17 protein-coding genes and 2 riboswitches are annotated in these 18,703 nt (G+C 68.1%); of the genes, 7 read left to right on the top strand and 10 right to left on the bottom strand.

Annotated features, from left to right (window positions below):
* The first annotated feature begins 6 nt into the window (after nt 1-6).
* Together DDE10_RS06835 and DDE10_RS06830 are read left to right on the top strand one after the other, a co-directional pair.
* The gene (locus DDE10_RS06835; protein WP_114951992.1) at nt 7-651 is read left to right on the top strand and encodes a phosphatase PAP2 family protein; all 645 of its coding nucleotides are present in this window, start codon (nt 7-9) and stop codon (nt 649-651) included.
* Nucleotides 635-868, top strand: coding sequence for a hypothetical protein (locus tag DDE10_RS06830; RefSeq protein WP_114951991.1), 234 nt, complete (start codon nt 635-637; stop codon nt 866-868). The genes DDE10_RS06835 and DDE10_RS06830 overlap by 17 nt, the downstream gene beginning before the upstream one ends.
* A 9-nt stretch (nt 869-877) precedes the next feature.
* On the opposite strand, the gene DDE10_RS06825 is transcribed toward DDE10_RS06830, so the two are convergent.
* Complete coding sequence (locus DDE10_RS06825; RefSeq protein ID WP_114951990.1) at nt 878-1,522, bottom strand: DUF938 domain-containing protein; 645 nt, start codon at nt 1,520-1,522, stop codon at nt 878-880.
* Nucleotides 1,523-1,608: 86 nt separating this feature from the next.
* Between DDE10_RS06825 and DDE10_RS06820 the strand changes: the two genes are divergently transcribed.
* Together DDE10_RS06820 and DDE10_RS06815 are read left to right on the top strand one after the other, a co-directional pair.
* Nucleotides 1,609-2,253, top strand: a complete 645-nt coding sequence (locus DDE10_RS06820; RefSeq protein WP_114951989.1) for an SMI1/KNR4 family protein — start codon at nt 1,609-1,611, stop codon at nt 2,251-2,253.
* 43 nt (nt 2,254-2,296) lie between these two features.
* Nucleotides 2,297-2,770: a methyltransferase family protein gene (locus DDE10_RS06815; protein ID WP_114951988.1), complete on the top strand. Its 474-nt coding sequence runs from the start codon at nt 2,297-2,299 to the stop codon at nt 2,768-2,770.
* Nucleotides 2,771-2,782: 12 nt separating this feature from the next.
* On the opposite strand, the gene gcvPB is transcribed toward DDE10_RS06815, so the two are convergent.
* The 6 genes from gcvPB to DDE10_RS06785 form a co-directional block, all read right to left on the bottom strand.
* The gene (gene gcvPB, locus DDE10_RS06810) at nt 2,783-4,363 is read right to left on the bottom strand and encodes an aminomethyl-transferring glycine dehydrogenase subunit GcvPB (protein ID WP_114951987.1); all 1,581 of its coding nucleotides are present in this window, start codon (nt 4,361-4,363) and stop codon (nt 2,783-2,785) included.
* Nucleotides 4,364-4,523: 160 nt separating this feature from the next.
* On the bottom strand, nt 4,524-5,882 hold the full coding sequence (gene gcvPA, locus DDE10_RS06805; protein WP_114951986.1) for an aminomethyl-transferring glycine dehydrogenase subunit GcvPA: 1,359 nt from the start codon (nt 5,880-5,882) through the stop codon (nt 4,524-4,526).
* Between the two features lie 134 nt (nt 5,883-6,016).
* Nucleotides 6,017-6,802, bottom strand: a complete 786-nt coding sequence (locus DDE10_RS06800) for a class I SAM-dependent methyltransferase (protein ID WP_114951985.1) — start codon at nt 6,800-6,802, stop codon at nt 6,017-6,019.
* A gap of 51 nt (nt 6,803-6,853) precedes the next feature.
* Complete coding sequence (gcvH, locus tag DDE10_RS06795) at nt 6,854-7,225, bottom strand: glycine cleavage system protein GcvH (RefSeq protein ID WP_114951984.1); 372 nt, start codon at nt 7,223-7,225, stop codon at nt 6,854-6,856.
* Nucleotides 7,222-8,334 carry a glycine cleavage system aminomethyltransferase GcvT gene (gcvT, locus tag DDE10_RS06790; RefSeq protein ID WP_114952290.1) on the bottom strand — a complete coding sequence of 371 codons (1,113 nt, stop codon included), beginning with the start codon at nt 8,332-8,334 and terminating at the stop codon, nt 7,222-7,224. Before gcvT ends, gcvH begins: the two co-directional genes overlap by 4 nt.
* 58 nt (nt 8,335-8,392) lie before the next feature.
* Nucleotides 8,393-8,508, bottom strand: a riboswitch (glycine riboswitch).
* A 1-nt stretch (nt 8,509) separates the two neighbouring features.
* Nucleotides 8,510-8,609, bottom strand: a riboswitch (glycine riboswitch).
* A 244-nt stretch (nt 8,610-8,853) separates the two neighbouring features.
* Entirely contained in the window at nt 8,854-9,546 is a 693-nt protein-coding gene (locus DDE10_RS06785; protein ID WP_432653712.1) for a hypothetical protein, read from the bottom strand.
* A gap of 149 nt (nt 9,547-9,695) precedes the next feature.
* Here DDE10_RS06785 and ispH point away from each other — a divergent pair, with 149 nt between their 5' ends.
* The 3 genes from ispH (at nt 9,696) to DDE10_RS06770 (ending at nt 11,969) form a co-directional block, all read left to right on the top strand.
* Complete coding sequence (gene ispH / locus DDE10_RS06780; protein ID WP_114951983.1) at nt 9,696-10,646, top strand: 4-hydroxy-3-methylbut-2-enyl diphosphate reductase; 951 nt, start codon at nt 9,696-9,698, stop codon at nt 10,644-10,646.
* Nucleotides 10,647-10,677: 31 nt separating this feature from the next.
* Nucleotides 10,678-11,118 carry a ribonuclease HI gene (gene rnhA / locus DDE10_RS06775; protein WP_114951982.1) on the top strand — a complete coding sequence of 147 codons (441 nt, stop codon included), beginning with the start codon at nt 10,678-10,680 and terminating at the stop codon, nt 11,116-11,118.
* 104 nt (nt 11,119-11,222) lie between these two features.
* Nucleotides 11,223-11,969 (top strand): Crp/Fnr family transcriptional regulator, encoded by a 747-nt coding sequence (locus tag DDE10_RS06770; RefSeq protein WP_114951981.1) that lies wholly within the window; start codon nt 11,223-11,225, stop codon nt 11,967-11,969.
* A 55-nt stretch (nt 11,970-12,024) separates the two neighbouring features.
* Here the strand turns inward: DDE10_RS06770 and DDE10_RS06765 are convergent, their stop codons facing one another.
* The 3 genes from DDE10_RS06765 to DDE10_RS06755 all read right to left on the bottom strand — a co-directional run bounded on the left by DDE10_RS06765 (nt 12,025) and on the right by DDE10_RS06755 (nt 18,590).
* Nucleotides 12,025-12,684, bottom strand: coding sequence for a PilZ domain-containing protein (locus tag DDE10_RS06765; protein ID WP_162806394.1), 660 nt, complete (start codon nt 12,682-12,684; stop codon nt 12,025-12,027).
* A gap of 133 nt (nt 12,685-12,817) precedes the next feature.
* The gene (locus tag DDE10_RS06760) at nt 12,818-15,439 is read right to left on the bottom strand and encodes an EAL domain-containing protein (RefSeq protein ID WP_162806393.1); all 2,622 of its coding nucleotides are present in this window, start codon (nt 15,437-15,439) and stop codon (nt 12,818-12,820) included.
* A gap of 118 nt (nt 15,440-15,557) precedes the next feature.
* Nucleotides 15,558-18,590: a S8 family serine peptidase gene (locus DDE10_RS06755; protein ID WP_114951978.1), complete on the bottom strand. Its 3,033-nt coding sequence runs from the start codon at nt 18,588-18,590 to the stop codon at nt 15,558-15,560.
* Nucleotides 18,591-18,703: the final 113 nt, after the last annotated feature.

Here is an 18,703-nt window from a genome sequence, read left to right as displayed (position 1 = left end):
GCCGCCGTGCCGTTCGCGCTCGTCGGACTGGCCCTCGCCTGGGCGGTTATGCTGCTGTTCGGGGCGATGGAATTCGACCGCGGCCTGCTCATCTTCTTCTACGGTGGAGACCGGCCGACGCTGTCCACCGTGGCGAATTACGTGACCCTGCTCGGCGGGTCGGAGCTGGTGGTCGCTGCGACGGCGGCCGGCATCGCCCTTCTTCTCTATCGGCGGGACTGGCGCGGTGCCCTGCTTCTCGCCGCCATCACGGGCAGCGGCAGGCTGCTGGTCATCCTGCAGAAGGATTGGACCGCGCGGGTGCGGCCCGACCCGGTCGGGCATCTCGTGCCGGTGGAGAGCTTCGCCTTTCCGAGCGGGCACGCGGCCAATGCCGTCCTCGTCTGGATCTGCCTCGCGCTGCTGCTGCCGCGAAGCGACCGCGCCCGCTCCTGGGCGGTATGGGGCGCGGTCTGGCTGGCGCTCCTGGTCGGAGCGAGCCGGGTCGTGCTCGGCGTCCATTGGCCGAGCGACGTCATCGGCGGCTGGGCATTCGGCTTGTTGTGGACGCTCCTCATCCTGCGGCTGGCCGGCCACGCGGCCGCCGAGGGAACGCCCGCGCTTCTGGCTCATTCTTCAGGGGAAGGAGCGAGCGATGATCGACGAGAATAAGCGCACCGAATCGGCGCGCGCCAATGACGACAGCGACCTTATCGACAATATGGAGTCCGGCCCGTCGCAGAGCGGCGCCTCCGGCGGCAACCTCCAGCGGGACATCGCCGCCCGCGCCGAGGCCGAGCATGAGGTAGGCGGAGACACGGGCGTCACCCGCGTCCGCGATTCAGACAAGCCCGAGGAAGCCAATCTTCCGCGGTTCAACCAGCGCTAATATGCTGATCTAGGCGCCGCTGCGGCGAAAGACGACCGACAGGTTGTTCGCCGGCATCGGCACGACCTCATCCAGGACGAGGCCGTGACGCTCACCCTCGGCGACGACGTCATCGAGGTCGCGCAGGCCCCATTCCGGATTGCGGGCGCGCAGGTCGGCATCGAAGGCGGCGTTGCTCGGCGCCGTCTCCACCTCCGCCTGGACATAGGGGCCGTAAAGGTAGAGCCGCGCGCCCCGGGCGAGCAGCCGCCCGGCGCCGCGCATCAACCCGCTGGTCGCCGACCAGGGGCTGATATGAACCATGTTGATGCAGAGGATGGCGTCGGCGGCGGGCACCGGCCACTCGGCCGCGCGCGCGTCGAGCGCCACCGCCGGGAGCAGGTTGAACAGTCCGGCCTCGGCGCGCCAGGCTTCGATCGAGCGCAGGGCGGCGGGCTCAGGATCGCTCGGCTGCCAGAGCAGCTGCGGGAAGGCCCGCGCGAAATGGAGCGCATGCTCGCCCGTTCCGCTGGCAATCTCGAGCACCAGGCCGCGGTCCGGCAGGATCCGGCGCAGAACCTCGACGATCGGCTCGGCGTTGCGCGCGACATGCGGCGCGGATCGGCGCGGATCGCCCTCACCCGGCGCCATCTGGAAGGGTTGTGGCCTGGTCATGCCCGCTTCTTAGAGCGCCGCCGCGTGGATGGCGATGGCCTGGCGGCGAAGCTCGGGTTAGGCTTTGCGGAGGGGGAGACGGACAGATGCCGCGACCGGATAGCGCGCCAACGAGCGCAGGCGGTGCCGACAACCAACTTGCGACGTGGATCGGCGCCCCGCCCGACCCGGATGCGGTGAGCAAGGTGGCCGCGCTGGAAGCGCGGCTCAAGCTCGTGCTCCCCGATGACTTCCGCGCCTATCTGATTGAAACGGCACCGAGATCCAATGCCGACGACGCCTGCGAGATCTGCTGGTGGTCGCTGGACGCAATCCGTTCGGTGCCGGAGGAGCTGGGCTATCGCGCCCAAGCCACGAAAATGGAGCGCGCGCTCGGCGGCGAGCCGGAGAAGCACGTCTTCTTCGCGGATTATATGGGCTGGGCCTATGCCTGGGCGATCTGCTGCTCGGACGGCCCGGACCGGGGAAGGATCGGCCTGATCTGCACCGGATTCGAGGGCTTCGTCGCCGATTCCTTCTCCGAATTCGCCACCCTGGCGATGGCGAATTCGCCGACGATCCATCTCCGCGAAGATCGGGAAGAGGCGGTTGCGGCTCCGGAGGCCTGGCTCAGGGCACCGGGGAAGCGCAAGGTCGGCATCCTCGAATTTCTCCTTTACCTTCCGCTGCTCGCGATCGTCTCGGGCGGCGCCGCCTTGCTGGCAATCTGGGCCGCAAACAATCTGCGGTGACCGGGTCGTCGAACCGCCAACCGCTATTCAGAGGGAGTTTTGGATGCCGATCGAGCCCGACAGCGCACAGGTCCGGTTTCCGCCGCCCCTGGTCTATCTCGGCTTCCTGCTGCTCGGACTCGGAGCGGAGCGCTGGGCCGACCTGCGCACCTTCGGCGTGGAGCGCGCGGCGCTCTGGGCAGCGGGCGCCGCCCTCGCCGGCGGTGGCCTCTGGCTGGTGGCGACCGCGATCGGCTGGTTCCGGAGGGCAGGAACGCCGCCGCCACCCTGGGAGACGACGACCGCGGTGGTCACCAGCGGTCCCTATGAGCGGACCCGCAATCCCATGTATGTAGGCATGGCGCTCATCCATGCCGGTCTCGCCATGGCCCTCGATGGGCCGATTGCCCTGATCCTGCTGCCGGTCGTCCTGCTCGTGATCCGCACCCAGGTGATCGCCCGCGAGGAGCGATATCTGGAGAGAAAGTTCGGCCCGGACTATCTGGCGTACAAGCAGCGGGTCCGGCGCTGGTTCTGACCGGCCGCGCCCCTATTCCGCCGCCTCGGCGGTGTCCTGCTCGCGATACACCAGGACCGGCTTGCGGGCCGCCAGCGTCTCGTCGAGGCGGCGGCGCGGGGCGTGGAACGGCGCCGCCTTGAGCGACGTGTCGCCGGCACGAGCGCGCTCGGCGACATGGCGCAGGGCGCCGATGAACTGGTCCAGCGCAGCCTTGCTCTCGGTCTCGGTCGGCTCGACCAGCATCGCACCATGGACGACCAGCGGGAAATACATGGTCATCGGGTGATAGCCCTCGTCGATCAGGCCCTTGGCGAGATCGAGCGTGGTCATCCCTTCGGCGAAGCCCTTATCGCTGAACAGGGCCTCATGCATGCACGGTCCGCTCGCCGCGAAGGGCGCGTCGAGCAGATCCTCGAGCCGCCTGAGGATGTAGTTGGCGTTGAGCACCGCATCCTCGGCGACCTGCCGGAGACCGTCGGCGCCGTGGCTGAGGATATAGGCCAGAGCGCGGCTGAACATGCCCATCTGGCCGTGGAAGGCGGTCATCCGGCCGAAGCTGCGGCCGTGATGCTCGCCGACGCATTCTTCTTCCACCAGAATGTAGCGATCGCCGCCATCCGCCTGGATCTTGTCGACGAAGGGGAGCGGCGCGAAGGGCGTCAGCGCCTCCGAGAAAACGACCGGGCCGGCGCCCGGGCCGCCGCCGCCATGCGGAGTCGAGAAGGTCTTGTGGAGATTGATGTGCATCGCATCGATGCCGAGATCGCCCGGCCGGACGCGGCCGACGATCGCGTTGAAATTGGCGCCGTCGCAATAGACGAGGCCGCCCGCCTCGTGGACCGCGCGGGAGATCTCGATCATGTCGGGCTCGAAAAGGCCGCAGGTATTGGGATTGGTGATCATCACCCCGGCGACGTCGGGCCCGAGCCGCGCCTTCAGCGCCGTGAGGTCGACCCGCCCGGCGGCGTTGGCGGGGATCGATTCGACCCGGTAGCCGGCGAAGGCGGCGGTGGCGGGATTGGTGCCGTGCGCGCTCTCGGGCACGAGGATGACCTCGCGCTTGTCGCCGCGCGCCTCGAGTGCCGAGCGGATGGCGAGCAGGCCGCACAATTCGCCGTGGGCGCCCGCTTTCGGGCTCATCGCGACGCTGTGCATGCCGGTGAGGCGGATCAGCCATTCACCGAGCTCGGCGATCAGCTGGAGCGCGCCCTGGACGGTGTCGATCGGCTGGAGCGGATGGACGTCGGCGAAGCCGGGCAGCCTCGCCGCCTTCTCGCACAGCCGCGGATTGTGCTTCATCGTGCAGCTGCCGAGCGGGAACAGGCCGAGGTCGATGGCGTAATTCTGCCGCGACAGGCGGGTATAGTGGCGCACCGTCTCGGGTTCGGACAGGCCGGCAAGGCCGATCGGGCGGGTGCGGCGGAGGCCGGCGAGATGGGCGTCGTCCCCTTCCCCCACCGCTTCGATGTCGACGCCGGTCGTCCGGGTGTCGCCGATCTCGAACAGGAGCGGCTCCTCGAGCATCAGGGCACGGTTGCCGGTCCAGGTCTCGGCACCGGCGTCTTCGGCGGCCTCGGGGCGGGTCGGTCGGCCTTCGCGGTTCATGGTCATGCGTTCGGGTTCCTGGCGAAAGATTGGCTCCCCCTCCCCCTTGTGGGGAGGGCCGGGGTGGGGGTGGCGGCCTTCGGCCGGCGCGCGACGAAGTCGCGCACCCCCCTCTCTAGCTCTCTCCCACAAGGGGGGAGAGGACATGCTGCGGGCCTCGAGCGCTTCACTTCAGCGCCTCGATGAGCGCCTGCTCGAGCGCCGTGACATCCTCGTCGGTGACCGTCTCCGTCACCGCTACCACGAGGCCGTTGGCCAGGGCCGGCGCGTCGGGATAGAGCCGGCCGAGCGAGACGCCACCGAGGACGCCGGCGTCCGCCATCGCGCGCACCACCGGCCGCGCCTCCATCGGAAGCTTCAGGGTGAATTCGTTGAAGAAGGCGCGGTTGACGAGCTCGACGCCCGGCAAGCCGGCCAGCCGGCGCGCCGCGGCGGCCGCCCTCGCATGATTGGCCTCGGCGAGCGCGCGCAGCCCCTTCTCTCCGAGCAGGGTCATGTGGATCGAGAAAGCGAGCGCGCACAGGCCGCTATTGGTGCAGATGTTCGACGTCGCCTTCTCGCGGCGGATATGCTGCTCGCGGGTCGACAGAGTGAGCACGAAGCCGCGCTTGCCCTCGGCATCGACGGTCTCGCCGGCGAGGCGGCCGGGCATCTGGCGGACGAACTTCTCCTTGCAGGCGAACAGGCCGACATAGGGGCCGCCGAAATTGAGGCCGACGCCGATCCCCTGCCCTTCGCCGACGACGATGTCTGCGCCCATTTCCCCGGGCGAGCGCAGGAGACCGAGGGCGACCGGCTCGGTGACGACGGCGACGAGCAGGGCACCCGCCTCGTGGGCGCGTGCGGCAAGCCCGCCAAGATCGCCGAGGCGGCCGAGTATGTCGGGATATTGGACGACGACGGCGCTGGTATCGCCGTCAATGGCGCCAAGCAGCCGCTCGGTATCGGGCTCGCCCGACAGGTCCGGCGCGGCCACCTCCAGCACGTCGCCGGTGAAGCGCGCCATGGTCTGGGCGACCGAGACATAATGGGGATGGAGGCCGGCGGAGAGGATCGCCTTGCCGCGGCGGGTGATGCGCCGCGCCATGGCGATCGCCTCCCAGCAGGCTGTCGAGCCGTCATACATGGAAGCGTTGGCGACATCGCAGCCATAAAGGCGGGCGACCTGGGTCTGGAACTCGAACAGGGCCTGCAGCGTGCCCTGGGCGATCTCGGGCTGGTAGGGCGTGTAGCTGGTCAGGAACTCGCCGCGCTGGATGAGATGATCGACGCTGGCCGGGATGTGGTGGCGATAGGCGCCGCAGCCGAGGAAGAAGGGGACCTGACCGGCGACGAGGTTGCGCCCCGCGAGCCGGACGAGATGGCGCTCCACCGCCAGCTCGGACGCGTGGTCGGGCAGATCATCGATCTTCGAGGCGAGCCGGGCGGCCTCGGGCACGTCGATGAACAGATCATCGATGGACGTAGCGCCGATCGTCTCCAGCATCTGCTGCCGATCGGTATCGGAGAGGGGCAGGTAACGCATTTTCAACTCACCTCTTTTTCCATTCCTCCCCCCGACTTTGCAGGGGAGGAGGACCGCTCGAAACGCGGTGGAGGGCCCCTCCACCACCCTTCGGATGGTTCCCCTCCCCGAGCGCTATCGCGGGGAGGACAAGTTCAATCGCCCGGCTTCTTCATCCTGAACCGGAGGCGGACATAATCGGCGAACCAGTTGCCGTCGGGACGGCGCAGGGTGGATGACAGGCGGCTCTCGACGGCGGCGGCGACGGCGGGCCGCTCCGCCTCGGGCACGCCCGCGATATCCATGGTTCCAGCGCGGAAGGTCGTCACCCAGGGCGCGATTCCGCCGGCAAGCGGGGTCGGCCGGGCGATGAGATCGGCCTCGATCCCGGAGAAGCCGGCCTCCGCATAGACGCGCGCGAACGCCTCGGCCGAGGCATACCATTGCGGATCGCTCTCGGGCATGTGGTAGCCGCGGGCGGTCAGCTCGTCGCGCAGCCCTTGGCGCAAGGCGGCGAGGTTGCCGGCGCCGCCCATCTCGCCGACGAAGCGGCCGCCGGTCCGAAGCAGTGCGAAGACCCCCCGCGCCACCGCGCCGGGATCGAGCATCCAGTGGAGCGCGGCGTTGGAGAAGACCGCGTCGAAGCGGCCGAAGCGCTCCGCCTGCCCATCCAGCCCGAGCGTCTCGGCGTCGGCGACGAAGGCGTCGATGCCGCGCCCGCGAGCCGCCTCGACCATCTCCGCCGAAGAATCGAGCCCGATCACCCGCGCCCCGGATTCGGCGATGCGCGCCGTCACCGCGCCGTCGCCGCAGCCGAGGTCGAGGATCAGCTCGCCCGGTTGCGGATCGAGCAAGGTGAGCGCGGCCTCGCCCAGCGCCGGCACGAAGGCGCCATTGCGGGCATAATCCGCCGCGCTCCAGCGCGAAGCCCGGTTCACCATCGCAGCCGCTCCGCGGCCGGGGCGCCCTCCACGGCCAACCGGCTCACTGGCTCACTGGCTGTCGCAGAAGGCCTTGTACTGATCGGCATCCATGAGATCGTTGACCTCATGGGTGTCGGACAGCCGCATCCTGAAGAACCAGCCGGCGCCTTCCGGATCGCTGTTCGCCAGCGCCGGATCGTCGACCAGGGCCTGATTGCCCTCGACCACTTCGCCGCTGAGCGGCGCGTAGACATCGGACGCAGCCTTGACCGATTCGACGACGGCGGCCTCGCCGCCCCGGCTCAGCCTGCGGCCGGCCTCGGGCACCTCGACGAAGACGACGTCGCCGAGCTGGGCCTGGGCAAAATCGGTGATGCCGACGGCAGCGACATCGCCATCCACCCGGATCCACTCATGTTCCTTGCTGTAATAGACGCTCATGCGGCGGCTCCCTTGCGGTGATAGCGATGGGGGACGAAAGGCATCGGCACGACTCGGGCCGCGAAGACGCGGCCGCGCTGGGCGATCGAGATCGCCGTGCCGGGCTCGGCCGAAGCGGTGGGAACATAGGCCATGGCGATCGGCGCCTCGAGCGTCGGCGAAAAGCCGCCGCTGGTCACCTTGCCGACCTCATTGCCGTCGGCATCGACGACGATCGCGCCTTCCCGGACCGGCTGGCGCCCGTCGACCATCAGGCCGACCCGCTTGCGGACGGGACCATCGCGCAGTTCGGCGGCGATGCGGTTCCAACCGGGGAAGCCGCCCTGCTCGCGGCGGCGTCGGGCCAGCGCGAAATGGAGGTCGGCCTCGACCGGCGTGGTCCCGGTGTCCATATCGTGCCCGTAGAGCGGGAGCCCGGCTTCGAGTCGCAGCGAATCCCTTGCGCCCAGGCCGATCGGCCTCACTTCCGGCTGGTCCAGCAGCAGGGTGGCGAGCGATTCCACCGATGCGGCGGGGACCGAGATCTCGAACCCATCCTCGCCCGTATATCCGGAGCGGCTGATCCAGGCGCGGATGCCGGCGAGCGTGTAGGCGCCCGCGGTCATGAAGCTGAGCTCGGCGACCTCCGGAACCAGCCGCGCCAGCGCTTCCGCCGCCTTCGGGCCCTGGAGGGCGAGCAGAGCCTGCTCCTTCATGTGATCGACCACGACGGTCCGCGGCAGCCGCGCCTCGAGATGGGCGATGTCGCCTTCCTTGGTGGCACCGTTGACGACCATGTAAAAATGGTCGCCGCGACGGGTGATCATGAGATCGTCGACGATGCCGCCCTCCTCGGTCAGCAACATCGAATATTTCGGCCGACCCTCCTTGAGGATGGCGAGATCCGCGGGAAGCAGGGCCTCGAGCGCCGTCCCGGCATCGGCGCCGGCGATCAGCAGCTGTCCCATGTGGCTGACGTCGAAGAGTCCGGCGGATTCGCGCGTCCAGCGATGCTCGGCGATGATGCCTTCATACTGGATCGGCATCGAATAGCCGGCAAAGGAAACCATTCGCGCACCGAGGCGGCGATGCCAGCCGTCGAGCGGAAGGAGCCGTTCGGTATCACTCATCTCGGTCTCCAGCCAGATAGGATCAGGAAAGCGGGTCGCCCCGCTTCGCTCCTGCACCCCCTCTGTCACCGTGACCTGAGAGCTTTCCCCGCCTTCACGCCGGAGCGCGTTTCGGCGGGTTACCCCTTCGGTGGCCCGCCTTAGCCACGGCCAAAGCGGACGCTTTCCAGAGTGTCTTGGGCGGGCGGTCCTTTGGCCTGAGAGATTCCGGGGCGGTTGCTCCTTCGGCGGCGGTCCGGCTGGAAGCCGAGGCCACGCTCTCCCGCTTGCCCATCGGAAGCGCAAGCGCCTCCGAAGACGAGGCCGCTGTGGAGGCTATGGCGGAGCGAGTCAATCGACGGATTCGTGGCAATGACGCGAAGAAATCGCGCGAATTGTATGCGTTACTTACGGGATATTGTCTATGTTACCGAACGGTACGTGCGAAGCCAGGCTCGGAACGGCCACGCGGGTGCAGAGCTCTCCCTCGAGTGAGGGAGGCCGTGCAGTCGAAGGGAGCGTCTGTAGGTCGTCGGCGCGTCAGCGCGTGGCGTTGTAGCGGAGTTGATCCTCTGAGAGATCGAAGCCGACGAACAGCTCGAAGCGGGCGCGCTGGACGGCCGCACGGACGGCCGGATCGGCCATCGGATCGAGCGCCGCCTGCGGATCGCCCGGCCGACGCTCGCGCGTGATCTGGCGGCGAATATCGTCCGGCAGGGTGGCAGCGGAGCGAAGCACCTGCGAAGTCGCGGTGCCGGTGGTGCTGGCGCGATACTGGCCCGGCTCGAAGTGGACGCCGACGCGGCTCACCCGCTTGGAGACGACATTCTCGCCCGCCTGCACGACCGTGGCGAAATAAGGCAGGACGACGTCGCGCGCCGCCGAGGCGTCGCGGCGCTGGGCCTGCACCTCGAAGGTCGCGTTGGTGATGATATATTCGCCGGTCTCGTCGCAGGTGCTGCGCAGATTGGTGATGGACGCGACGACGTCGATGGCCGCGGCGTCGCGGCTCGTCGCCGGATCGAACAGGGTGATGTCGCCGGCCGGAGCCGGAATAGCGACCGGCGGGCAGGCGGTATAAGTGGTCAGGATCCCGGTCTGGTAGATGTCGCCTTCGCGGGCGCAGCCGAGAAGACCGAGGGACAGCAGGACGGCAGCGGCCGCTTTGGGTGTGAACAGTCGCAAGGGATCCTCGAACATCTGGTGGCGAAATCCTACATGCCCGAAGAGCATGGCTCATGCCCTAGGGCAGCGGGCGGATCATAGGAAGCGGGTTTCGTGCAGGCAAGCGACGGCGGGGGCGGCCGAGACCGGTCGCACGATGGATACGGGGCGCCGGCCGGCGGTGGACGCCGGCGCGCGCGCGTCGTAGAGCCGGCGCGATGAGCGAGACCCGCCCGCCCCTCACCCTGCTGATCGCGGCGCCGCGCGGTTTCTGCGCCGGCGTCGACCGCGCCGTGCGCATCGTCGAGCTGGCGATCGAGCGCTATGGCGCTCCGGTCTATGTCCGTCACGAGATCGTCCACAACAAGTTCGTCGTCGAGGGCCTCAAGGCCAAGGGCGCCGTATTCGTGCCCGAGCTGGACGAGGTTCCGGACGGCGTCCCGGTCGTCTTCTCGGCGCACGGAGTGCCCAAGGCGGTGCCGGCCAAGGCGCAGGCGCGGGGCCTCAACTATCTCGACGCCACCTGCCCGCTCGTTTCGAAGGTCCACCGCCAGGCGGAGCGGCTGATCGAGCAGGGCTATCACATCCTCTTCATCGGCCATGAAGGGCATCCCGAGGTCATCGGAACGTTCGGCCAGGTGCCGGAGGGAAGGATGACCCTGGTCGAGACCCGCGAGGCGGCGGAGTCGATCGCGCCGCAGGCGGACGAGCGGCTCGCCTTCCTCACCCAGACGACCCTCTCGGTCGACGACACCGCCGAGATCGTCGGCGTGCTGCGCCGCCGCTTCCCCGCCATCCAGGCGCCGCGCGGCGAGGATATCTGCTACGCCACCTCCAACCGACAGGCGGCGGTCAAGGCGATTGCGGGCCGTTGCGATGCGATGCTGGTGATCGGCGCCTCGAACAGCTCCAATTCGCTTCGGCTCGTCGAGGTCGCCGAGCGGGAGGGCGCGCGGGCGCGGCTGGTGGCGCGCGGTCGCGACATCGACTTTGCGTGGCTGGAGGGCGTCCGCACTCTCGGGATCACCGCCGGCGCTTCGGCACCCGAGGTCCTGGTGCGCGAGGTCGTCGACGCCCTCGCCCAGCATTTCGAGGTCGTCGAGGAGCCGGTCGACGGCGTAGAGGAGAATATGGTGTTCAAGCTCCCCGCCGGGCTTCGCGCCGCCTGATCTCCGTCCTGCATTTCCCAGAGCGCCCCGGATGACCGAAGTCGAGATCTTCACCGACGGTGCCTGCAAGGGCAATCCCGGCCCCGGCGGCTGGGGCGCGGTGATCCGCGCCGGCGCGCACGAGAAGGAGATTTCCGGCGGCGAGCCCCTCACCACCAACAACCGGATGGAACTGCTCGCCGCGATCCGTGCGCTCGAGGCGCTGACGCGGCCATGCCAGGTCGCGCTCTACACCGACAGCGTCTACGTCCGCGACGGCATCACCAAATGGATCCACGGCTGGCGCCGCAATGGCTGGAAGACGGCAGACCGCAAGCCGGTCAAGAATGCCGAGCTTTGGCAGGAGCTGGTCGAAGCGGCGGCGCCGCACCAGGTAGAATGGCATTGGGTGAAGGGCCATGCCGGCCATCCGGAGAACGAGCGCGCCGACCGGCTCGCCTGCGACGCCGCAGGGCAGTTCCGACGCGCCTAACACGGATCGGAGACGGCTCGGCGACGCCTCGAGACGCCGGCGATGTCGCGCGACTCCTGTTCCTACCCATGCTAGATATGCCTGCGGGATCGGGGGATTGAGGGATGCCGAACGCCTTCGTCAGGAAGCTGCGCCGATTTGCCGATCTCGACGACGAAGCCGTGGGACGCCTCGTCCGGCTGACCTCCCGCGCCGAGCCCCGTGGCCGCGGCAGCGACCTCGTCCGTCAAGGGGAAAGACCTCTGGCGATGCAGCTGCTGCTGAGCGGCTGGGCGTGCCGGTACAAGAGCCTGGCCAGCGGAAGGCGCCAGATCGTCGGTTTCCTTCTGCCCGGTGACATTTGCGACCTCCATGTCACCCTGCTGCGAAGGATGGATCACAGCATCGGCCTGCTCACCGACGCCTGCGTCGTCGCCGTCACCGCCGCCGAGGAGCAAGAGCTGGAGCGGCACGCGTCGATCCGGACCGCCTTGACCTGCTCCACGCTGGTCGACGAGGCGATTCTGCGCGAATGGCTGACGACCGTCGGGCAGCGCGGCGCCCTCGCCCGGGTCGGCCACCTGGTCTGCGAGATCTGGTACCGGCTCAAGGCCGTCGGCCAGGTCGACGAGCGGGAGCGCTTCGCCTTTCCGCTGACCCAGGATGTCCTCGGCGACACGCTCGGCCTTACCCCGGTCCATGTCAATCGCATGCTGAGGCGCCTGCGCGACGAACGGCTCATCGAGCTGGAACGCAAGCAGTTGCGGCTGCCCGACCCGGCGCGGCTCGTCGCCACTTGCGGTTTCGATCCGGCCTATCTGCACCTGGACCAGAAGCGCAGGCTGACGAGCGGAATGAGCTCGGCAGGCTGAAGAAGCCTCGACCACGCCCCCTGTTCGGAGATCCGGGCCGGCGATGATTCGCCGATCAGCCTTTGTTGCCGCGAAGGTCGAGCCAGCGGCGGAGCGCCTCTTCCGGAATCTGTTCGTCGAAGGCGAGGCCGCAATCGGCCTCGTCCGTCCAGGCGACGGTGGCGGCAAGCGGCGGCAGGTCGGGCAAGGTGAGCTGGGCGCGTCCTGACTTCGTGAGGGCCTTGGCGGCGCGGAAACGGGCACCGCCGCCGGAGATATCGGTTACCCGTCCGTAATGAAAGCGCTTGCCGATGCGAAGCGAGGCCGGACAGCTGATACCCATACGCAGTGACTGGCGGCGGTCCTTGCGGTGCTCGGCCACCCACGGGCGCGAGAGCAAGGCCTCTACGTCGATGAGTTCATCGAAGGCGATGCCGATACTCCAATCCTGCGCCCACAGAACGCTGCCTTCGATGGTCTCGCCCGGAACGAGCTCCACCCTGATCCGATCTCCGGCGACGCTCGGCCGGAAGGTGCGCGCCATCAGGCCCCCTGCGGAGATGTTGACGATGACGCAGGGCTCGGGCTCGCCGACCATGTGGAGGATGCCGGAGCGGCGGACGAGGACATGCCGGGGATGAGCGCGCCGGTTCAGCCAGAATTCGGTAGCCGTGGAGCCGGCCGGCCCGCCGGCCGCTGAGATCCCGCTCTGGCGCCTGGCCGCCTTGTCCGTCACCCGATTTCCCCCTTCACCTGATCCTGGCGTTGCCCCGCTTCCCCTTACGGAAATGCAAAGCTCCACACGCGTTCGGCGCAGGTCGATCGGAACGGAACATTAACGAATGGGTGGCGTGGCCGGTGGGGCGATTTCAGCCGCGGCGGGTGGCCCGACGCGAAACCGGGGGAATGTCCGCCTGCTCGATGAGGGGCGGCGTGGCCTCCGGCGCCTTCGCTCCGGGAGGCTCGCGGCGCTCCGGCCGGCCGATGAGGAAGCCCTGGATCTGAGTGCAGCCGAGCCTCCGCACCAGATCGCGCTCGGCCTCGGTCTCGATCCCCTCGGCCGTGGTGGCCATGCCGAGCCCGTGCGCCATCGAGACGATCGCCTGGACGATCGCCAGGCTGTCCTGACAGCCGTCGGCAGCCGCCTTGACGAAGCTGCGGTCGATCTTGATCTTCGAGAAATCGGTGCGCTGGAGGTAGCCGAGCGAGGAATAGCCCGTGCCGAAATCGTCGAGCGCGAGCCCGACGCCGAGCGACTTGAGGGCATCGAGCGTCTTTCCGGTCGACTCGCCCTGTCGCATGTAGACGGATTCGGTCACTTCGAACTCGAGGCGGCTCGGTGCCAGCCCGCTATGGGCCAGGGCCCGCACGACGCTGGCGACCAGGCCCTCGGCCTCGACCTGAATAGCCGACAGATTGACCGCGAGCTTGACGTGCTCGGGCCACCGCGCCGCTTCGGCGCATGCGCTGCGCAACACCCATTCCCCGATCCCGCGGATGAGGCCTGCTTCCTCGGCAATCGGGATGAACTGGGAGGGCGCGATCTCGCCGCGGACCGGGTGGTTCCAGCGCAGCAGCGCTTCGAAGGCGACGACCTCGCCCCGCTGCGAATCGACGATCGGCTGGTAGGCGATGGAGAGCTGGTTGCCGACCATTGCCGTGCGCAGGTCAGCCTCCATGCGACGACGCTCCTCGGCGTCCTCCAACATGGCCGGCTCGAAGAAGGTATGCTTGCCGCGTCCCTTATGTTTGGAACTGTAGAGGGCAAGGTCGGCGTTGCGGGTGACGACGTCGACGCTCCGCGCCTCGGCGCTGCCGCTGGCAATGCCGATGGAGGCGCCGATCAAGGCGGTCGAGCCGCAAATGTCATAAGGCGCGGAGAGCGCGCAGATAAGCTCGATGGCCAGCGTGTCCAGCGTCTTGCGATCCGATTCCCAGACGATGGCGGCGAACTCGTCGCCACCGAGCCGGCCGGCGCGGGCACCCTCCGGCAGGACCTCGTGCAGCCGATTGCCGACCTCGAGGAGGAGCGCATCGCCGGCTTCATGGCCGAGGGTGTCGTTGACCGCCTTGAACCGGTCGAGATCGATGAGCAGCAGTGCGCAGCCGTCGGCCGGGCGTACCACGTCATTCAACCCGTCCTGGAGCAGCTCACGGATGAAGCGACGGTTCGGGAGGCCGGTCAGCGCGTCGTGGCGAGCGGCATGGTTGAGCTTCACATTGGCTTCGGCGACACGGTTGCGGCTGCGGCGAACCGCGCGGAAGGAGAAGAAGCCGACGGTGAAGATGATCAGAACGGTGACGAGACCGATGGCGCCGACCAGGGTCAGCCGCTCGAGGCGGGCACGGGACGCGGCAAGATCGGCGTCGCGAAGGATTTGCTCGGCGCGAAGCCTGGCGATGCGAGCCTCCTGATTGGCGGCGTCGAAGCGCGCCGCCATCAACGCGGAGCCGGTGGTCGCGGCGACGTTGCGGGCTTCGTCGTCGAGCCGCTTGAAGGCGGCGAGATGGCGGAAGGCGGCAGCCGGATCGCCGGACCGGACATAGATCCGGCTGGCGGCATCGTGGAAATCGCGGAACGGCATCGTCGAATGATCGAGATCGACCCCGGCGAAGGTGCGCTCGATGTAGCGGCGGGCCGAGACGAGGTCGCCGCGGGCGAGCTCGACCTGCGCCCGCACACCCCAGAGATAGGGCTCCCAGCCCACCGCCGAGCGGGCCGAGATGCGCAGGCCGAGAGAGGCGCTCTGCTCTGCCGAGGCGAGATCGCCGTCGAGCATCTGGGCAGACGCCAGGTTGCTGAGGATCCGGGCCTCGAGCAGGTCGCTGCCCATCGTCCGGGCGGCGGCGAGGGCAAGGCGATATTCGCGCTCGGCGTCGCCGTAGCGGCCGAGATCCTTGAGCGCGTTGCCGCGATTGTTGTGGGCGGCGACGGCGAGCGCGGGATCTTCCGAATAGGCCTCGTTCGCCTGCTGGTAATAACGCAGCGCGCGATCATAGTCGCGCGCATCGAGATAGATGGAGCCGAGATGCTGGAGGACGATCGCCTGGCTGCGGCCGTCACCCAGGGCGCGATAGACCTCATGCGCGGAGAGCAGATCGGCAAGCGCGCGCTGGACCGATCCGGTGACCAGCAGGATGCCCGCCCTCGCCTTGAGCAGGTCGGCATGCAGCTTCGTGCGCGGCGCGTGACGCGTGGCGGTGGCGAGCCCGCGATTGACCAGGGCCGCCGCCTCTTCGGGCCGGTTGACGCGAAGCAGTGCCTCGCTCTCGAGCCACTGGCCGGTGGCCTCCGCGATGAGCCGGTCCTGAGGATCGGCGAGCCTTCCAGCCAGCGTGCTGGCGTTGCGGGCGTGCCGGAGGGCCGCTTCGGGATCCGCCATCATGGCCGCCTTTGCGGCCGCGACCTGCCCATCGAATGGAGTCGCGGGCGCGGGGGCCTGCGCCGCGCCCGAATCGGGGCGCAGCACGAACAGCGCGATGCAGAACATAGCAATCGCCTGCGCCCTCAATCTCATCTCGCTCCCCCGGGCACCCGCCCCGATACGGGCCGAGCACCAACCTTATCCGACCATTTTCACCTTCACTCCAGTCGGTTGCCTATTGGGCTCAGAAACGGACGCTTATCCGACCACCCGCTGCCATCTGGTTAACGTCCTCGCCGCCGCCGGACCGAAGCTCGGCCCGGCCGAAGAGGCCGATCTCGCCGGCATTGTCGAGGATCGGCGCCGCATAGAGCAGTTCCGCCGAAAAGGCGCGATCCTGGTCGGCGATGTCGAATCTCTGCTCGCCGATGCCGAGCTCGCCGGTCGTGCGGTCGAGGACCTGGACGGAGCGGTAGCTGAGCTCACCGCGTTCGACATGAAGCGGCTGCGCCAGCGACAGGCGGAGCGCGTCGCCGCGTCCGACGACGTTCTGGAAGGTCGCCGACAGGGCGAAGGCCGAGCTGAGCACGTCGCTCGCCGTCGAATAGCCCTGCTCCGGAGTGGCGGAATGGGTCCGGCCCGCGGTTCCCGAGAAAGCCAGGGTGAAGCGGTCGCTGACCCGATAGGTCGAGGCGAGGGTCAGCGTGTCGGTCACGGCGCCATGACCGAGCTCCAGCGCCGAGCGCGACTGGACGCCGAGCAGGCCGTTGCGCTCGTCGACGCGCGCATAGGCTCCGGAGAAGGAAAAGCGACTGCTGGCGCGGTGGGTGACTCGGACATTGACCGCCTCGGCCTGGAACGGTGCGACGCCATGATAGGCGGCACGCTCGGCGTCGGACCGGAACGGCGCCCGGTCATGGTCGAGCCGCTGCTCGGTATAGCCGATCGAGACGCTGACATTGCCGGCGACCGGCAGCTGGGCGCCGAAGAAGGCGCCGCCGGAAGCAAGGCCGAGGACCGGATTGACGCCGCCTTGCGTGCCGTAGTCCGAAGCGAGACCGAGCCCGTCCTGCGCATTCAAGGCCATGCCGCCATTGCCGAAGCCGGCAGTGAAGCCGAAGCCGGCGCTGTTGGCGACGCGCATCTCGCTGTGCGGCGCCCAGTCGCCGCCCTGGAAGCCCAAAGCGCTCTCGCTCGGCAGGCGGCCCATCGACGTGGTGACCTGCAGGTTCGCAGTCACCATCCGGGTAATTCCGACCGTCTCGGTGAAGGGCGCGCCGCCGCCGCGGATCCAGTCCGTCAGGCGGCTGGTGGCGAAGCGCTGGAAATATTCCTCGGCGCCGGCGAGCGTGCCCACCTTGCCGACGAGCCGGCTCGACACCGGGACGACGAAGTCGCGGTAGGTGTCGCCGATCGGCTCGTAGAGCTGAAAATAGACTCCGTCCGTCTCCCAGGTCGTGTCGAGGCCGCTGGTGAGCAAGCTGGCGGCGGGCCGGGAGACGATCTTGCCGTTGCGGACCTCGTAATATTGCAGGCTGTTGAAATCGAGCGGCGACTGCGAGGCCTGAACGTCGAGCATACCGTGTCCATAGACCGGATCGACGCCCGGCGCGCCGAGGTCTCGAGCCGAGCGAAGGATGATCTGCACCGATTCGTCGGGATGCGACGCGAGCCAGGGCCAGCGGTCGTGGAGCAGGGTGATGGCGCCCGAGACCAGAGGAGCGGCGAAGGACGTACCGCTGCGGCGGACCATGCCGCCCTCCCCGTCGGGCATCAGGAGCAGCTCGCCGGGCGCGACCATGAATCTGTCCATCAGCCGCTGCCGGCAGACGAGGCCGCTGGTCAGGCAAGCGGTGCCCGGCGTGTTCGACATGGCCGAGATGGTGCCGTCGGGCGCGACCGCGCCAACGATGATCATATTGGGATCGCGGCTGAAGTCCCAGCTCATGTCGGCCGGCTGGACCGCGCCGTCATTGCCCGCGGCGATGACGAAGATGCGATCCTTGGTCGCCGCGACGACCTGATCGTTGAACAGGACGTTGCGCCAGTCCGGATGCAGGGCATATCCCGACACACCGAGGGACATGTTGATGACGCTGGCGTTGCGCGCGGCGAGGGCGAGGATGCCGGTCTGGACGTCCTCCCAGCTCGCCGTATTGGTCGCGTCGAACGGATTGTAGGCGACGACGGTTGCGTTCGGCGCGATGCCCATGACCCCTCTGCCGTCATGCGCCGCCACCATCAGGCTGGCGACGCCGACGCCGTGACCGTGGAGCAGCGCCTCGTGCCCGCCGGCAAAACCGAGATTGTCGGAAATGTCCGGATCGCCGGTGACGGTGGCATCGAGCAGGCCGATGATGCTGTCGGCGCCGCTGCCCTGCTGCTGGGTAAGGGACGGCGACCAGTTGACCGCACCCATCCAGTGATCGACCTGGTCGGCACCGGAATAGGCCATCAGGCCGTCATGCCATTCCATGAAGAAGCGCGCGCGATCCTCCGCCGACAACGCCTGCAGGCTGGACGGATCGGCGCGGTCGATGCCGAAGCGCTCCAGCAGCGGCGCGAGAAAGCTCTCCTGAAAGCTGCCGCCGTTGGCGGCGGCGATCCGCGGACCCCACAGCGCCTCGCTCGAGGACACCAGCTGCTCGAAACGGGCCTGGAGGTCCGAAGTGCGCGTCGGGTCGGTCCACAGAGCCTGCTGGCCCTGCCAATGCTGACCGAACTGGTTCCAATAGAGAACGACCTGGGCATAGCCGTCACCGTCAAAGGCGCCGATATTCCCGTAGCTCGGATCGACGATTCCGTCGAAGGCACCGATATTTCCGTAGAAGGCGCCGATATTTCCGTAGAAAGCGCCGATGTTGCCATATTCCGGATCGACGGCACCTTCGAACGCACCGATATTGCCGTAGAGCGGATCGAGGCTGCCATCGAAGGCGCCGATATTGCCGTAGAAGGCTCCGATATTGCCATATTCCGGGTCAAGGCTGCCAGCGAAGGCGCCGATGTTCCCATAGAACGCACCAATGTTGCCGTAGAAGGCTCCGATATTGCCGTAGCGGGAGTCGATATCACCTTCGAACGCGCCGATATTACCGTAGAACGGATTGATGTTGCCGTAGAAGGCGCCGATATTGCCGTAGAGCGGCGCCAACGTCGTGGCCGGGGGCGGCGGGCTCACCAGCGGAAGCCCGATCTTGGCTGCGGCGGGCGAAGCGATAGTGACGGCCGCGAACGCGGCGCCGGTCAGCAGCTTCGAGGGTACACTGCGGTACATGGCACACTTCCCCAATCAGATTTCAGGGGAAATGCGGCCAAAGCCTCAAACAAATGATATTCGGAAAGCCTAAACACCTGAGTAACGTTCTTTTTACGGCAGGGGATTCACGG

The organism is Sphingosinicella terrae, assembly GCF_003347635.1.
In the GTDB taxonomy this organism is placed as follows: Bacteria; Pseudomonadota; Alphaproteobacteria; order Sphingomonadales; family Sphingomonadaceae; genus Allosphingosinicella; species Allosphingosinicella terrae.
This window is presented reverse-complemented; position numbering and strand designations above follow the sequence as displayed.

Excerpts from the sequence above, each read along its gene's own strand:
- DDE10_RS06800 (WP_114951985.1), bottom strand. The coding sequence starts at position 6,802 with ATGGTGAACCGGGCTTCGCGCTGGAGCGCGGCGGATTATGCCCGCAAT.
- DDE10_RS06825 (WP_114951990.1), bottom strand. The coding sequence starts at position 1,522 with ATGACCAGGCCACAACCCTTCCAGATGGCGCCGGGTGAGGGCGATCCG.
- gcvH (WP_114951984.1), bottom strand. The coding sequence starts at position 7,225 with ATGAGCGTCTATTACAGCAAGGAACATGAGTGGATCCGGGTGGATGGC.
- rnhA (WP_114951982.1), top strand. The coding sequence starts at position 10,678 with ATGACCGAAGTCGAGATCTTCACCGACGGTGCCTGCAAGGGCAATCCC.
- DDE10_RS06820 (WP_114951989.1), top strand. The coding sequence starts at position 1,609 with ATGCCGCGACCGGATAGCGCGCCAACGAGCGCAGGCGGTGCCGACAAC.
- DDE10_RS06770 (WP_114951981.1), top strand. The coding sequence starts at position 11,223 with ATGCCGAACGCCTTCGTCAGGAAGCTGCGCCGATTTGCCGATCTCGAC.
- gcvPB (WP_114951987.1), bottom strand. The coding sequence starts at position 4,363 with ATGACCATGAACCGCGAAGGCCGACCGACCCGCCCCGAGGCCGCCGAA.
- DDE10_RS06760 (WP_162806393.1), bottom strand. The coding sequence starts at position 15,439 with ATGTTCTGCATCGCGCTGTTCGTGCTGCGCCCCGATTCGGGCGCGGCG.
- gcvT (WP_114952290.1), bottom strand. The coding sequence starts at position 8,334 with ATGAGTGATACCGAACGGCTCCTTCCGCTCGACGGCTGGCATCGCCGC.
- ispH (WP_114951983.1), top strand. The coding sequence starts at position 9,696 with ATGAGCGAGACCCGCCCGCCCCTCACCCTGCTGATCGCGGCGCCGCGC.
- DDE10_RS06815 (WP_114951988.1), top strand. The coding sequence starts at position 2,297 with ATGCCGATCGAGCCCGACAGCGCACAGGTCCGGTTTCCGCCGCCCCTG.
- DDE10_RS06830 (WP_114951991.1), top strand. The coding sequence starts at position 635 with ATGATCGACGAGAATAAGCGCACCGAATCGGCGCGCGCCAATGACGAC.
- gcvPA (WP_114951986.1), bottom strand. The coding sequence starts at position 5,882 with ATGCGTTACCTGCCCCTCTCCGATACCGATCGGCAGCAGATGCTGGAG.
- DDE10_RS06785 (WP_432653712.1), bottom strand. The coding sequence starts at position 9,546 with ATGCTCTTCGGGCATGTAGGATTTCGCCACCAGATGTTCGAGGATCCC.
- DDE10_RS06755 (WP_114951978.1), bottom strand. The coding sequence starts at position 18,590 with ATGTACCGCAGTGTACCCTCGAAGCTGCTGACCGGCGCCGCGTTCGCG.